The sequence below is a fragment of the Dactylosporangium cerinum genome (assembly GCF_042653625.1).
In the GTDB taxonomy this organism is placed as follows: Bacteria; Actinomycetota; Actinomycetes; order Mycobacteriales; family Micromonosporaceae; genus Dactylosporangium; species Dactylosporangium cerinum.
Window position 1 is genome coordinate 556929 of sequence record NZ_JBHSIU010000011.1, and the last position, 14857, is coordinate 571785.

General features: G+C 69.8%; 12 protein-coding genes. 6 read left to right on the top strand and 6 right to left on the bottom strand.

The window, feature by feature from the left end; genetic code table 11:
- Positions 1-6: 6 nt before the first annotated feature.
- From ACFPIJ_RS11485 to ACFPIJ_RS11495, 3 genes are all read right to left on the bottom strand, one after another.
- Complete coding sequence (locus tag ACFPIJ_RS11485) at positions 7-5724, bottom strand: trypsin-like peptidase domain-containing protein (protein ID WP_380114704.1); 5718 nt, start codon at positions 5722-5724, stop codon at positions 7-9.
- A gap of 76 nt (positions 5725-5800) precedes the next feature.
- Positions 5801-6115, bottom strand: a complete 315-nt coding sequence (locus ACFPIJ_RS11490) for a trypco2 family protein (protein WP_380114705.1) — start codon at positions 6113-6115, stop codon at positions 5801-5803.
- 239 nt (positions 6116-6354) lie between these two features.
- Positions 6355-7116, bottom strand: coding sequence for a hypothetical protein (locus ACFPIJ_RS11495; protein ID WP_380114706.1), 762 nt, complete (start codon positions 7114-7116; stop codon positions 6355-6357).
- 79 nt (positions 7117-7195) lie between these two features.
- On the opposite strand from ACFPIJ_RS11495, the gene ACFPIJ_RS11500 reads away from it, so the two are divergent.
- Both ACFPIJ_RS11500 and ACFPIJ_RS11505 read left to right on the top strand, forming a co-directional pair.
- A complete protein-coding gene (locus tag ACFPIJ_RS11500) occupies positions 7196-7957 on the top strand; it encodes an SDR family NAD(P)-dependent oxidoreductase (protein ID WP_380114707.1) in 762 nt (253 codons plus the stop codon).
- 119 nt (positions 7958-8076) lie between these two features.
- Complete coding sequence (locus ACFPIJ_RS11505; RefSeq protein WP_380114708.1) at positions 8077-8208, top strand: hypothetical protein; 132 nt, start codon at positions 8077-8079, stop codon at positions 8206-8208.
- A gap of 176 nt (positions 8209-8384) precedes the next feature.
- Here the strand turns inward: ACFPIJ_RS11505 and ACFPIJ_RS11510 are convergent, their stop codons facing one another.
- From ACFPIJ_RS11510 to ACFPIJ_RS11520, 3 genes are all read right to left on the bottom strand, one after another.
- On the bottom strand, positions 8385-10580 hold the full coding sequence (locus tag ACFPIJ_RS11510) for a hypothetical protein (protein WP_380114709.1): 2196 nt from the start codon (positions 10578-10580) through the stop codon (positions 8385-8387).
- Between the two features lie 52 nt (positions 10581-10632).
- Positions 10633-12309 (bottom strand): hypothetical protein, encoded by a 1677-nt coding sequence (locus ACFPIJ_RS11515; protein WP_380114710.1) that lies wholly within the window; start codon positions 12307-12309, stop codon positions 10633-10635.
- A 148-nt stretch (positions 12310-12457) separates the two neighbouring features.
- Positions 12458-12754: a sigma factor gene (locus ACFPIJ_RS11520; RefSeq protein ID WP_380114711.1), complete on the bottom strand. Its 297-nt coding sequence runs from the start codon at positions 12752-12754 to the stop codon at positions 12458-12460.
- A gap of 442 nt (positions 12755-13196) precedes the next feature.
- Here ACFPIJ_RS11520 and ACFPIJ_RS11525 point away from each other — a divergent pair, with 442 nt between their 5' ends.
- From ACFPIJ_RS11525 to ACFPIJ_RS11540, 4 genes are read left to right on the top strand one after another with little or no spacing between them, the layout of a single operon-like run.
- Complete coding sequence (locus ACFPIJ_RS11525; protein ID WP_380114712.1) at positions 13197-13538, top strand: ArsR/SmtB family transcription factor; 342 nt, start codon at positions 13197-13199, stop codon at positions 13536-13538.
- Positions 13535-14005, top strand: coding sequence for an SRPBCC family protein (locus ACFPIJ_RS11530; RefSeq protein WP_380114713.1), 471 nt, complete (start codon positions 13535-13537; stop codon positions 14003-14005). The genes ACFPIJ_RS11525 and ACFPIJ_RS11530 overlap by 4 nt, the downstream gene beginning before the upstream one ends.
- Complete coding sequence (locus tag ACFPIJ_RS11535; RefSeq protein ID WP_380114714.1) at positions 14002-14274, top strand: hypothetical protein; 273 nt, start codon at positions 14002-14004, stop codon at positions 14272-14274. Before ACFPIJ_RS11530 ends, ACFPIJ_RS11535 begins: the two co-directional genes overlap by 4 nt.
- A complete protein-coding gene (locus ACFPIJ_RS11540) occupies positions 14271-14840 on the top strand; it encodes a dihydrofolate reductase family protein (protein ID WP_380114715.1) in 570 nt (189 codons plus the stop codon). The genes ACFPIJ_RS11535 and ACFPIJ_RS11540 overlap by 4 nt, the downstream gene beginning before the upstream one ends.
- Positions 14841-14857 lie beyond the last annotated feature (17 nt).

Genomic DNA, 14857 nt, shown 5'->3' on the forward strand with positions numbered 1-14857 from the left:
CAGGAGTTACTCTCGGGGGCCCAGGCCCAAGGGGAACGAAGGTGTCTGACGTTCGTTCGCAATCTCAACGATCAGGTCAGGACGGAAACGCGCTACCACCTTGAGCGGCGTCCACCAGGCGCCGACAGTGAAGGCTGCGCCAAGGAGCCGGCAGACCTGTTCATCGCCCACAACGTCTGCGATGTCCGCCAGTGACGTGGCCGCGACGGTGAGGGCCTTTGTCGAAAAGTACATGTCGGCCGCGTTGCGGGCGGCGGTCTCGGCGTCAGCGGCCGCCTGCACTGCTCGCTCGTGTTCGCCGGCGGCGGCCAGTGCTGTCGCCGCGGCCGTCAACGCTTCCGTCCGAAACGGCTCTGCCGTGCCGCGAGCGATGTTCTCGACGTCTGCCGCCGCCTGTGCCGCGCGCTCGTGTTCGCCGGCGGCGGCCAGCGCTCTTGTCACGGCTGCCAACGCCTCCGCCTGTTCGACTGAGCTGCCGATCCCGCGGGCAATGGCCTCGGCCCGCCGGTGTTCACCAGCTGTGGCCAGCGCCTTCACCAAGGCACTCAACGCCGGCAATCGCCGGTAGTGGTCATCGGTGATGCTGCGGGCAATCGTTTCGGCTCGCTCGTGCTGACCGGCCTCGGCCAGCGCTGTCACCACGACACACAACGCATCCGACTGCCGGAACGGATCTGTCATGCTGCGCGCAATGGCCTCGGCTTGTTGATCCAGGCCCGCCTGGGCGCACGCTTTCGCCAGGGTGACCAAGGCATATCTTTGCGAGACCGGGTCGGTGATGCTGCGGGCGGAGGCTTCGGCGTCCGCCGCCACCTGCGTGGCTCGCTGCCGCTCGCCGGCGCCGGCAATCGCGTTCACCACGACCGTCAATGCCTCCGACTGCAACTGCGGGTCGGTGATGCCACGGGCAGCGGCTTCGGCGTCCGCGGCCAGTTGTGTGGCTCGCTCCCGCCCGCCGGCGCTGAGCAATGCGGGCACCACGGCAGTCAACGCGCGCACCTGCTGGTGGGTGTTGGTGATGCTCCGTGCGATAGCTTCGGCCGGCTGATGCTGACCGACCCCGGCCAGCGTTGTCACCACGGCGACCAGCGCCTCTGACTGCCGGGCCGGGTTGGCGTGGCTTCGGGCAGCGGCCTCGGCGTCCGCGGCTACCTGTGCGGCTCGCTGGTGCTCACCGACGGTGGACAGCGCTGACGCCAGCGCGGTCAACGCCTCCAACCGGTGGTGTTGGGCGGGGGAACTCCGGGCGAGGGTCTCGGCGTCCGCGGCCACCTGTCCGGCTCGCTGGAGTTCACCAGCGGTGGCCAGCGCCGTCGCCAACGCTGTCAGCGCCCGCGCCTGCTGGTACGGGTCGGTGATGTCGCGGGCGATGGTCTCGGCCCGCTGATGCTCGCCGGCCGTAGCCAATGCGGTCACCACCCAGGTCAACGCCTCCGACCGCTGAAACGTGTTGGTGATTTCGCGGGTGATGGTCTCGGCCCGCTGATGCTGACCGGTCCCGGCCAGCGCGGTCACCACGGCGGCCAACGCCGTCGAGCGATAATAGGGATCGGTGATGTCGCGGGCGACGGTCTCGGCCCGCTGATGCTCGCCGGCCGTAGCGAACGCGGTCACCACCTCCGACACCCAATGAGGGTCGGTCATGTCACGAGCGATGGTCTCAGCACGCTGAAGTTGACCGGCCGCGATCGACGCTGTCGCCGCGATGGTCATCGCCCGCGCTTGCTGGCGCGGGTCCATGGTGCTGCGGGCGGAGGCCTCGGCGTCGGCGGCTACCTGGGCTGCTCGCTGTTGCTGGCCTGTAGCGGCCAACGCAGACACCACGGCCGTCAGCGCCCGCAGTTGGTCCGGGTCGCTGATGTTGCGGGCGGCGGCCTCAGCGTCCGCGGCCACCTGCGCGGCCCGCTGGTGCTCGCCGGCTGCCGCCCGCGCCGTTGCCACGGCCGTCAACGCCTCCGACTGCCGGTACATGTCAGTGATTCCGCGAGCGATGACCTCGGCCCGGTCCCTACCGCCGGAACGGGCCATCGCGATCGCGACGGCGGTCAATGCCTGTTCCGCGGTATACGGGTCGGCGGTGCTGCGGGCGATGGCTTCAGCTCGCCGATGCTGTCCGGCCGCGGCCAGCGCTGTCGCCACGGCGGTCAACGCCCTTGTCCGCACGAAAGTGCCCGTGAGGCTGCGCGCAACTGTCTCGGCCCGCTGATCCAGATCGGCCGTGGCCAGCGCTGTCGCTACGGCGATCAATGCATCCGACTGGTGGTATTCATCGGTGATTCCGCGAGCAATGGTTTCAGCTCGCTCGTGCTGACCGGCCGCGGCCAACGCAATCACCACGGCGGTCAACGCCCGCGCCTGTGTGTTCGGCTCGCTGATGCCCCGGGCGGAAGCCTCTGCGTCGGTAGCTGTCTGTGTCGCGCGCTGCAGCTCCCCGGCAGTGACCAGCGCGGCCACCACGACGGACAATGCCTCAGATCGCCGGCTGAGGTCGGTGATGCTCCGAGCGGAGGCCTCCGCGTCGATAGCCGCCTGTATGGCTTGACGCAGTTCGCCGGCATCGACCAACGCAGCAACCACGACGATGGAAGCCCGTGCCCGCCCTACCGGGTCGGCAATACCGCGGGCAATGGTCTCGGCTTGCTGAAGCCGACCGGCCGCGACCAGTGCTGTCACCACGGCGGTCAGCGCCTTCGACTGCCGGCCCGGGTCGGTGATGGTGCGGGCAACGACCTCGGCAGCCTGAGATTGCCCCTCGGTGGCAATCGCGGTCGCCACGGCAATCAAAGCCCGCTCCCGGTCGGCCGAGTAGGTGATGCTGCGGGCAATGGTCGCCGCTCGTTGATGTCGACCATTGGCGGCCAGCGCGATCGCCGTGGCGGCCAACGCCTCCGCCTGCTGGTAGGGATCGGTGATGCTGCGGGCGACGATTTCAGCTCGTTGATCGTGACCCGCGGCGGCCAGCGCGGCCGCCACAGCGGCCAACGCCTGTGCTCCCCGATATGGGGCGGCGAGGTTGCGGGCGGCGGCCTCGGCGTCAGCGGCCGCCTGTGCTGCTCGCTCGTGTTCGGCGGCGGCGGCCAGCGCCGTCACGACAGCGGTCAACGCCCGCAGTTGACTGGAGTCGCTGATGCTGCGGGCGGCGTTCTCGGCGGCTACGGCCATCTCCATGGCTCGTTGCTGCTCGCCCGCTGCAACCAGCGCGGTCGCCACAGCGGACAACGCCCCCGACCGTGGGTAAGGCTCAGTGATACTCCGAGCAGTCGTCTCGGCCCGCTGACATGCACCGGCGGCAGCAAACATCCTCGCCGCTGCTGCCAATGCCAGCACCTGATGGTACGGATCCTTGGTCATGCTGCTGGCCCAGGCGTCGACGTCGGCCGCGACCTGTACTGCTCGCCGCTGCTCGCCTGACGCAGTCAAGGCGGTCGCTATCGCGGTGAACGCTTCCAACCGTGGATTCGGATCGGTGAAGCTTCGAGCGATGATCTCTGCTCGCGACTGTTGCCCGGCCTTGGTCAGCTCAGCCGTCAGGGCGATGAGCGCCTTCGTCCGTTCGTGCGGGTTGGTGATGCTGCGGGCGGTGGTTTCGGCCTGCTCGCCTTGCCCCGTCGTGGCCAGTGCTGCCGCGAGTGCGGTCAACGCGTCCGAGCGTCGGTAGGGACTGGCAATGCTGTGGGCGAGCGATTCGGCGCGGCTTGATTGCCCGAGGATGGCCCAGACCGCCGGGAGGCCCGTGGGGAGGTTGGCGTTACGATCGGCGAGATCGTTGCGGTTGATTGACAGCCGGGCCAGCGTGACGAGGCACGGATTCGGGCCGGCCATGATCAGGTCTTGAGCGGCCTTGATCTCGTTGAGCGCCGCGGCGTCGCCGCCGGTGGAGGAGAGCAGCCGGTTGTGGCGGGCTCGATCCGTGCCGATGGCGGCCAGCCGGTCGATGTCGGCGGTCGCGGCGATCATCCGTGGATAGCCGCGCAGCAGATACTGCGGAGTGTCCGCGGGCCAGCCTTGCTGCTGATACCGGGCCGCCCACGTATGGATCTGACGCTCGTAGTGACCGAGCTGGGCACCGAGCTGTCGTATCGCAGTCTCGCGCAGGGTCTCGTGCGCGAACAGGTACACGCGGTGTGGATCAGCGCCGCTGTGCTCAACTCGATCGGCGACGGTGCGACCGAACACCCCGCCGAGCATGCCCTCCAACTCGTAGGGCGCCAGGCCGGTGATCTCCTCGAGCTCATGAATGGTGAGACCACCACCGCTCGCGGTGACCACTCCCAGCACGTCGCGGTGTGCCTGGTCGGCACGTAACAGTTCATGCAATTCGCGGGTGGCCCGAACTGCAATCCTGGTCGCGTGCGGAGACACGTCCAGCTCACGGATCCGGCACCGGCGCATAGGATGATCGTCAGACACATCGTCAGGCAATTGCGGGGCCGGCCGACTCGCGACCAGGACTTTGAGTCCTTCGCCGGGAACCTTCGGCAGGAGCGACGCGATGCTGGGCAGCCCGGAGCCGGCCCGCCCGCCCCGATCCTCGTCGAGCCCGTCAACGACAAGCACCAGCCGGCGCCCGGCGGCCTTGACCTTTGCGGTTGCTGCACGCAGCAGTGCGCGTCGGTGCGCCTCGCGGGCGGCAGGTGTCAGTGATGCCGGAAGACTCTCCCCGACGATGGCGGCGAGCTGGTCGAGCACAGCATCGGTGAACGCGGTGCTGTCGGCCTGGGCGGCGAGGCGAGCGGTAACGAAGAACGCGACGACGTCGACGTCGGGCGGAGGGTTGAGCACAAACGTGGACAGCAGCGCGGACTTGCCCGCCCAAGGCCCGGCCCGCCACCACAGGAACGGCTCCTCGCCGGAGCAGAACGCGCTGAGTTCGGCGAGTTCGGTGTCGCGGTCTCGCAGGCCGCCGGGTTCGCCGCCGGCCGGGGCGATGTCACGGACCTGCTCGATGTAGCCGGACCGGGTCCACCACGCCGGCTGCTGAGCATGGAGACCGGCCGCCGCAGGGCCGAGCGAACCCGCTGCCCGGTCCTGCGGATCATTGGTCGCGCCGGGCAACCGCGGCGCCGCAGTGCCGGCGGCAGCCGGCACTTCCAGCAACGTGATGCCACCGCCGGACGGATTCAGCAGCGATCCGGGTCCAGTTCCGGTCAGCACCTCGACCCGGACAGCGCTCAGATGGTTGAGGCCCTCCCGCCGGTGATGTTCGGACACCACCCCGACGACACAACCGTCGACCCACACCACCGCGCCCGACATCGCCTCCCATGGCGATGTGCCCGGATCCGGGTCCTGTGCCGGGGGATCAACCGTCAATTCCAACGATCGCGATTTCAGATTCGACAGCCCCGCGACGAACCCGACCGCGTGGTGCGCCTCTCGCACCTGACCACCGTCGGCGACCGGACGCAGTTTCCACCGTGGAAACCCGACAGTGTGCACCTCGACCCGCACCGCCTGCGCCGACAACCGCCCGAACCGGACCGGCGACACCGCGGTTCCACCGATGTGCTCCAGATGCAACAACGCCAGATCCGCGGACACGTCGAGCCATGCCACGGTTGCCGGCGTCGACCACTCGTCCGCTTGCCCGGCATCGAACCGTGCCGTTATCGACGCCTGCCCAGCGACCACATGCGCCGCCGTCAGCACCAACCGATCCCGCACCCGGTACCCGGACCCACGCATCGACGAGTCATCGGGCCGGGTCACGATGACCTCGGCCACCCGTTTCCCACTCAGATCCCGCCATGGCGACGACCCGGCACCGGCCACCGATGCTGTCACCGCCTCAGGCGGCCGGTCACCGCTCGTTCTCCATCGAGCCGCCCGCAATCATCGCAGGTCGATCTGGAGCATCCGCCCGGCGCGGATGCAACGTCACATGGATCCGCTGCGTCGTCGTCGACGTGTTCGACCGGCCGAACTCCACATCGACCACCAGCAGTTTTGCCTTCATTCCCGGCTGCGATGCCTTCTCCACCGCAACCGTCAACTCCAACTCAACCGGACCTGCCTCAAACCGCAGATCCGTGTGCTCGCCCGCCCACATTGCCCGGCTCAACTCATGCCTGACCTGCCAGATCAGGTCTCCGAGCTCGACCCCACCACTGTCCATCGCGGACCTCCCTCCCAACCCGGTCACCGACGCACGCAGTACCACGTCGCTCATCCACTACCCGGAAGGAGAGCCCGCTGTCGGCGACCGGACACCTGACGGGAGTGTCGAACGGCGAACAGCATAGACGCAGCGCTTCTCCTCAGGTACTGACGGACAGCATCAGCAGCTACCACGCCGCACGAGGAGCACCTGGACCCGTCCGTCCGCCGTTCGCCCCGCCGGGCACCGGCCGTCGATCAGTGTTGCGCGCCGTACCGGTCGCGGTCGCGCTGGTCGAGGTGCTGCGTCAGGTCCGACCAGTCGCAGGCGGTCCAGTTGGCCAGTTGCTGGCCTTCCCGAGCGATGGTGAGCGACCCGATCACCGCCAGACCGTGTCCCTGGTTGCGATCCATGATCACGAGTTCGACCGGCGGTATCAGCCACGCCCCGATCGCCAGGTCGTCGATGTCATCGAGCTCGGCGGATGCGGGAGTGTCCGGCTCGGCGTAGTCCAGGAACCGCAGGACCGGGTACAGCCCGTCGCGCGTGTCGAACAGGTCCGCCACGCGCATCAGGTAGAGCCGGCCACTGCGGGCGCGGTGGCCCAGCACCTGGCCGACGGGCAGACCGGTGACCGCGCGAGCCGGTCGCCGGACCTTCCTGCGCTTGGGCTGCGGCCCGGTCAGTTGAGCGCGGACCTTCTCCAACGCCGCGGCACGTTGCTCCACCCCGCGTGGCCCAGTCTCCGACCACCGGGCCAGGTCGGCGCCGGCGTCCAGCACGGCCAGGGCCCGTTGACGGGTCATGTCGCTGAGCCGTCCCAGTTTGGACTGCGAGTACGCCAACGCCAGCCAGACCACGACGCCCTCGTCGTCGTCGGCCAGCGAGTCACTGAACGCCGCCAGCACCGACGCCTCGGCCGCTGCATCGGTTGCGCCGTCCTCCAGCGCCTCCCGGTAGGCGTCCCTGACATCCAGCGCTGTGTCGTCGGAGAACAACCCGGGCCCGTCAACCCCCACCCCGTCAGGTTAGTGCGGCGGCCCCCGGCGGGCGCTGGGTCGGCGGGGGAGAATGGCGGCACATGCTGAAGGAGTGGTCATGCGGCGGTTCGAAGGCAAGGTCGCGCTCGTCACGGCGGCGGGGCAGGGCATCGGGAGGGCCGTCGTGCGGCGGGTCGCGGCCGAGGGCGGTGCGGTGGTTGTCACGGACCTGCGGGAGGACACGGCCAATGCGGTGGCCGAGGAGGCAGGCGCTGAGCACGCACTCGGGATGAAGGTCGACGTCACCTCACGCGCCGACGTCGACGCCGCGGTCGCTGCGGCGGTCGGCCGGTTCGGCCGGCTCGATCTGCTGGTGAACAACGCGGGCGGCTGCATCGTCACCTCTGCGCCCGAGGACACCTCGGCCGAGGACTGGCACCGCCAGCTCGACCTCACCCTCGTCGGTGCTGCCCGGTGCATCCAGGCGGCGCTCCCGCATCTGGTGAAGACCCGCGGCAACGTGGTCACGATCAGTTCGGTGAACGGCCTCGCCGCCTTCGGCAACGTCGAGTACGCCGCGGCGAAGGCCGGCCAGATCGCGATGTCGACGAACTACGCCGCCCGGTACGGCCCGCTCGGCGTGCGCTTCAACGTCGTCGCCCCCGGCACCGTCCGGACACCGAACTGGGACTCCCAGCCGGGAACGCTGGAGCAGCTCGCATCGATGTACCCGCTCGGCCGCGTCGGCGAGCCGGAGGACATCGCCGCAGCGGTCGCGTTCCTGGGCTCCGGCGACGCCGCCTGGATCACCGGACACACGCTGCCCGTCGAGGGTGGCGTGCTCACCGGCCCCAACCCGATCGACCTGAGCCCCGCCTGACCCGCGCGCCACGCGGGACGAGTTCGTTCGCAGACCCGCCGACGCGGCCGTGGCCGGGCACGGAATTGCGCCCGGAGAGCGCCGCCCCGCGGCGGTTACCGCGGGGGATGGAGAGCGTCTTGGCTCGACTGATGTGGGACGACGACGATCTGATGGTCGTCCTCGTAGATGATTCGGCCTGGACCGAACACGAACTCTGGGACGGCACCGTCCGGCCGCGGCCACCCACCTTCGAGCCACTGCGGGACTGAACCGGCGCCGTGACGCAGGAATGATGTTCCCGGATCAACTGGAGGTGTGGTGTTCGACCGCCCGGGTGGAACTCAGCGGCATCCATGTGCGGGCTCCTCAGCGTTCGGTGAATCGGCGCGATCCACTGGTTGCCCGGCCCGGCGGCATGCCACTGCAATGGCAACGGAACCCTCCGCTACTCCGCGAGCGCGGCGCCGATGGCGGCGACGCGGTCCTGGTCGTTGTGGATGCGGTCGAGTTCGTACCCGATCGGCGGCGGCCGGTGCTCGTTGGCGAGGATCCGCCGCAACGCGTCGACCGCCGCGGGCTCGAACGTTCCCCCGCCGAGTTGGCGCAGTAGCGCGATGGCGACCTTGGTGCGTCCGCCGTACTCCACGATCGTGAGCAGGACCTCGGCGAGGTCGTCGTGGCTGATCACCCCGTCGGACCCGATCGGGTCGGGGAGCGCCTTGCCCGGGCCGGACCGGGCAAGGGCCAGCAGGGCCCCGGCGGCGGCCAGCGCCGTGCGCAGCGAACCCAGGAGCGGAGCCAGCTGCGGGGCGAGGCTCGCGGCCGGGATTCCGATCCGCCGGACCAGCCAGGCCGCCGCCGCACTGCGCTTGTCGAGCGCGGTCGACAGGACCGGCAGCAGTTCGTCGGCGACGGCGTCACCGGCGATCGCGTACATCGAGCTGGCGGCGGCCATCCGGTCGTCGGTGGTCCAGCCCCGGTCGTCGTACGCCAGCAGCTCCCGCAACCGGGGCAGCAATGGCTCGCCCGCCGCGCCGAGCTGGCCGGCCCGCGGCATCGCGTACCGCAGCTCGTAGAGCACCCCGGCCAACCCCTGCCCCAGGGCGGCGACCAGCGGGGCGGCGTCGCCGGTGAGCTTGTGCAGCGCGTCGGCGGCGAACATACGGTCATAGCTGGAGGCGGCGTCGGCGAGCGCGGTGAGTCGCGCGGCGGCTTCCGCGGCGGCATCGGTGCCGGCCGCGACGGCCGCGATGGCCGCCGGTGCGTGCTGCGGATTCTTGTCCAGCAGCGAATACAGCTCGGGAAGCGCCGGCGCGGCCTCGGCTCCCCACGAGGCGAGCAACGAGCACAGATGTCTGGGCGCGCTGGAGTTGCGCCGGTCCGGGTTGCGGAGCAGGTCCCGGGCCGCGTCGAGCAGCGCGGGGTCGAAGGGCGCGGTCGATCCGCCCCCGCGCCACGACCTGCCGATGGCGACCTCCAGGGCGTTCCTGCGGCGTGGCAGGTCGCGGGCGAGCAGCGGCACGGCGCGCGGGTCGCCGAGGTCGAGCAGCACCCCGAGCGCCTTGTCGGCCAGTTCGTCGTCGCTTCCGTCCCGCGAGTCGGCCACCGCCAGGACGGCATCCGCGGCGAGCCGACCCTCCGGTCCGATCCGGTGCAACACGGCGAGGACCTGTTCGGCCACCGCCGCATCCTCGTCGGCCACCAGCGGCACGAGCAGCGGGGCCAGCAACACCGGCGCGCCGCGGTACTCGCCGCACAGCTCGTCGATGCCGGACAGCGCGCGGCGGCGCCGGAAGCCCTCTCCGGGGCCGTCGACCGCCAGGACGGCCTGCGCCAGGGCGGCCGCCTCGGCCAGCGCGCCGCGCCCGGCGAGCAGGCCCAGCAGCTCGACGAACTTGTCGTCCCGGTCGGTCTCCTTCCAGTCGCCCGTGCTGGTGTCGAACCAGCGCTCGGCGGATTCGACGTCGTCGCCGGGCAGCGCCCACGCCGTGGCCGCAGCGGCCAGTTCGGGCGTCCAGAGGGCGTCTGCCAGCACGAGGCTGAGCGTCGCGGCGAGCCGGAGCTCGGGAGCCTCCTGTGGAGCGATCGCGGCGACGCTCAACTCGGCGGCGATCTCCGGGTCGGCGTGCCGGCAGGCGTTGAGCATCTCGGTGCGCAGATCTGAATCCGGCTCCCGCGTCCAACGGCCGCGGATCGCCTCGGCCGCCTCCCGTGAGCGGCCGCACAGCGCGATGATGCCGATCGTCCAGCGACGGTTGTCCTCGTCGGGGTCGTCGAGCCGGGGCAGCAGCAGCGGCAGCTCGGCGGCCACGGCCGCCACCAGCGCATCCTGGTCGTCGCGGGGCTGGTTCAGCCCGTAGGCGACGCTGTGCAGCAGCTCCAGCAGTTCCCCGACGAACACGCCCGCCGCGCAGAGCCGAGCGAGGAAGGGGATGCACTCCACGGTCGCCGGGTAGCGCGGCGCGCGCGTGTTCATGGCCGCCCAGAAGTCACCGACAGCCTCCCGCGCGACCTCCGCGTCTGCGGACCCAATGGTGCGCAGCTTCTCGGCGGGAAACTCGGCGTAGGAGAAGCCGATGTGGGGCCACTCCACGTCGTCGAGGCCGGCAAAGATCTCTTCGAGGTTCAGGTGCGTCGTCATCGCAGAAGATCTTCACACGCGCCGAGCAGCGACCTTGACCAGTCCCGCCGCCTCACAGGCGGCCAGGCGGCAGCGGCGCCCGAGCCGGGCGATGTCTCTGCGCGGGTGGGGTGGACACTGACAGCACGAACCGGCCGAGGTCGGCGACGGTGGTCGAGCTGGCCGGGACATCGCCCGGGGCGCTGAGCAGGGCCTGCTTCCCGGTCGCGACCTCCTCGTCGGTGCAAACCAGCTCCTTGGTCACGATCCACGTCCACCACGGGTCACGTACACAGATTCGGGTGGCGCTGCGCTTGCCGGCGAGCAGGAGCGGCGTCGGATCGGGCAGTGGACTGTCTCCACGCAGTTCGAGGACCAGCGGCTGACCGGCCGCCCAGGCGATGACGGAGGGCATCGCGGCCGCCAGCTCGGGGACGTTGTCGTAGCGTGGTGTGGCCAGCGTCGGCGCGTTGCCGGCGGCGAGCAGGCCGGCTACGAGCGCGATCGCGGCACCCGCCGCAACGAGGCGAGGCGCGGCCGGGCGCGGCGCCCGGACACGGAGCGACTCGCCCGCGGCCAACACGACGACCGTGATGACGAGCAGCGGCAGCGCGTAGGAGAAGAAGCCGATGTAGGTCTCCGCGAGGTGATCGATGCCGAACTGCGCGTAGACGGCAAACAGTGCGGTGGCGAGGCCGGCGATGCCGAGGGCGGCACGCAGATACCGGCGGGCCGGGCCGTCCGGCAGCCGGCTGGTCAGCACAACCGCCGCCGTCCACGACCCCACGGCCACGATCGACTGTGTCAGCGGATGTTCGCCCGGCCAGAAGCGAACCACGTACAAGGCCGACGACCACGGCGTGTGGCCGCCGGCCTGCGACGACGAGCCGTAGCTGAGATACTTGCCGAACTCGCCCGGCCAGTGCACGACGAGACTGACCAGGATCGGGAACGTGAAGACGGCAAGCACGCCCGCGAGCGGCAGCCAGGCGCGGCGAGTGATGCTGGCCGGCTCGGATCGGCGGCGGCGGATCAGCGCGGCTACCGCGGCGCCCGCGATCAACGGCACGAAGAACAGGAACTCCGCATGCCCGTGCACCAGCAGCCCGCCCGCGAGCCCGAGCACCCACAGGTGGTCCGCCCGGCCGGCCGCGACCGACGCGGCAGCCGTGAGCAGGAGCAGGAACGGCGGGAAGTACAGCAGCGGCATCCACGTGCCGGCGATGACCGGGTCGGGCGCCGTGGCGGCGTATCCCACCAGCACCGCACCCGCCAGACCGATCGCCGTCCATGACCGCAGCCAGCTCCCGAGGACGGCCAGCGCGCCGGCCAGCAGCGCCGCGTTGAGCACCAGCAGCGCAACGGTCTGGCCGTTCCACGGCGACGGGACGACGTGCAGCAGATCGTGCAGGAGCCACTCGCCGAAGGCCTGGACGTACAGGAACGCCGGGCCTGGGTGGTTGAAGCCGAGCCGCGAGTAGTTGCCGACGAGCTGGTCGAAGTCCTTGGCGCGCAGGACCAGGATGGAGTTGGCTCCTGAGTCGCCGCCCTCGTTGATGACCACCGAGAACAGCGCCCAGTTGCGCAACACCAGCAGCGTGGCCAGCGTCAGGAACGCGGCGGTGAAGACGGCCGGCGCGGACAGCATTCCGCGCCGCCGCGTTGTCGGTGCCGGCGCCAACGTCTCGGCCGGAGGCTCAAGCGGTCGCCGTAGCCGTATCTCCTGCTGCTCGTACGACAACCGACTCATGTTCCAACCCCCATGGTGATGTTGAGCGCGGACCGTGCACATGGAGCTGGACCGGTGCGTTCGTCACGGCGCCGAATCGACCGGTCCAGGATGCGCTTCCCCCAACACGCATCGATCCTCGCAAAAGGTTGGCGGTGAACGTAACGATTCAGCGGATTCCGCCGGTTGGTTCGTGTCGGAAGGTTGGGGATGGCGGCATGAGTGGCGCCGTGATATTTGGTGTTGCCCTGCTCGGGCACACGTGCTCGTGGTACAGCGCCCGCCGCACGTAGGCGTCCGGATCGCCGCCGCGGATCACCCGAGGCCAGTGCCGGGCCACCTTGATGAGCGTCACCTGCACCAGGTCCTCGGCCGCGTGATGCTCGCCCGTCAACAGGAACGCGACGCGCGACAGCCGCCCGATCCGTGCGGACACGAACTCACGAAAACTTGCCTCATCGTCCACCGGCCCCCTCGAGTCTCTGTGTCGCCTCGGTACACGACAGCAACAGGGTCCGAGGTTGGCTTCAACGACGGTGTTTCCGGGCTCTTCACAGACGAGGGTGTGATCGCTTCGTTGGCGGTGTCGGCTCGTCGGTGCGATGAGACAGGTCGAGGTCTTCCAAGGCTGGCGCACGAACCGTTCGGCTGGCGCCCCACGACGCTGCTGGTCACGATCCGCCGCTACCGGTGCGGCGACCGGCCTCAGCTCAGAGCCACTGGTAGCGGCTTGGCCGCGATCGGGTCGGCTGTCCCCAAGCCGACGGTCGGGGGCAGCGCAGATGACGTGACCTGCGCTGTCCTGGTCGTTGCGAAGAGCGCCGAGATGTGGCACTTGCGCTCATTGGCCGCCGACTCGTTCCGACGGTGCCTTGATGAACACTTCACGAGCTGGTTAAATGAACGGGGTGACCGCCACCGATCAACTCAGCCTCGTGTTCGCGGCGCTCGCCGACCCCACCCGGCGGGCGATCCTCGCCGAGCTCACGGTCGGCGACGCCACCGTGACGCAGCTCACGGCGCCGCTGCCGATCTCGATGCCGGCGGTGTCACGGCATCTGAAGGTGCTCGAGGGTGCCGCCCTGATCTCCCGCTCGCGCGAGGGGAAATGGCAGCGGAGCCATCTGGAGGCGGCGGCGCTCCGGGAGGCGGCCGTCTGGATCGAGCGCTTCAGGGGGTTCTGGGACTCGTCCTTCGACCGCCTCGACGCCCACCTCGCCACGCTTCAACAGGAGCAGGAGAACCGATGACCACCGAAACACCCGACCTCTCCATCTCGCGCGTATTCGACGCGCCCCGGGCCCTCGTCTACCGGGCCTTCACCGACCCGGAGCAGGTGGCGGCCTGGTGGGGGCCGACCGGCAGCGTGCGGCCACTCGACGAGATGGAGTTCGATGTCCGACCCGGCGGCTACCAGCGGTTCGTGGAGGTGTTCCCCGACGACCCGTCCATCCGGGCGGAGGTGCACATCGACCTCGCCGACGTCGCCGAGGGCAGGGTGCTCGACGGCGTGATGCGCGTGCGTGACCGCCTTCCGGGGGGTTTCGGGGCGTTCGAGACACGGTTCCGGTTCGAGTTCTACGACGAGCCCGACGGGCGCACCCGCCTCGAGGTTCGCCAGTGGCTGCCGGCGCACGTCAGCGGGGCAACCGAGGAGGGCTGGCGCCAGAGCTTCGCCGAACTCGACGCCCACCTGGCGACGATGGCGGTGTCGTGAGCATGGGCAACCTCGTCTACCTCACCAACGGCTCCCTCGACCTCTTGATCGAGGACGAGCACGGCAGCCTCGACTGGAGAGCGCCGTCCGACGAGCTATTCGTGCACCCCACGAACCTCATCCGCCCGCTCGGGCCACACCTCTACGGCTGGCAACTCTATGAAGCCATGGCCCCGTGGGAGACGTCGCCCGAGCTCGCCGCCCAGTCCGACTCGACCGCCGAGTCCGCCTGCCTCTGGGCAGCCGCATCAAGGGGGACCTCTCGATGAGACCACTTCGATACTCGATCAACGTGACGCTTGACGGCTGCTGCCATCACGAGGCAGGGCTCCCCCCGGACGAGGAGTCGATGCACTACTGGACCGCTGAGATGGAACGAGCCGATGCCCTGCTATTCGGCCGGGTGACCTACGAGATGATGCAGTCGGCGTGGCGGCGTCCGGCCACGGGAACGTGGCCTGACTGGATGGGTGAGTGGCAGATTCCGTTCGCCGAGACCATCGACCAGGCCAAGAAGTACGTCGTGTCGAGCACGCTGAGCGGGGTCGACTGGAATGCCGACCTGGTACGGGGCGACTTAGGGCAAGCGGTTGAGCGGCTCAAGCAGGAGCCGGGCGTGGGCCTGTGGGTGGGTGGCGTGACGCTGCCCCTGGCGTTGGCGGATCTGGGACTGATCGACGAGTACGAGTTCCTTGTGCAGCCGGTCCTTGCCGGACAAGGGCCGACGTTGCTCGCCGGTCTGCATGAGCGCATCCAGCTTGAGCTCGTGGACCGCCATGAGTTCCGGTCGGGGGCGGTCGCCCTGCGATACCGGCCCACGCGAGCTACGGCTTGACGGAATTCGTCGTGGCA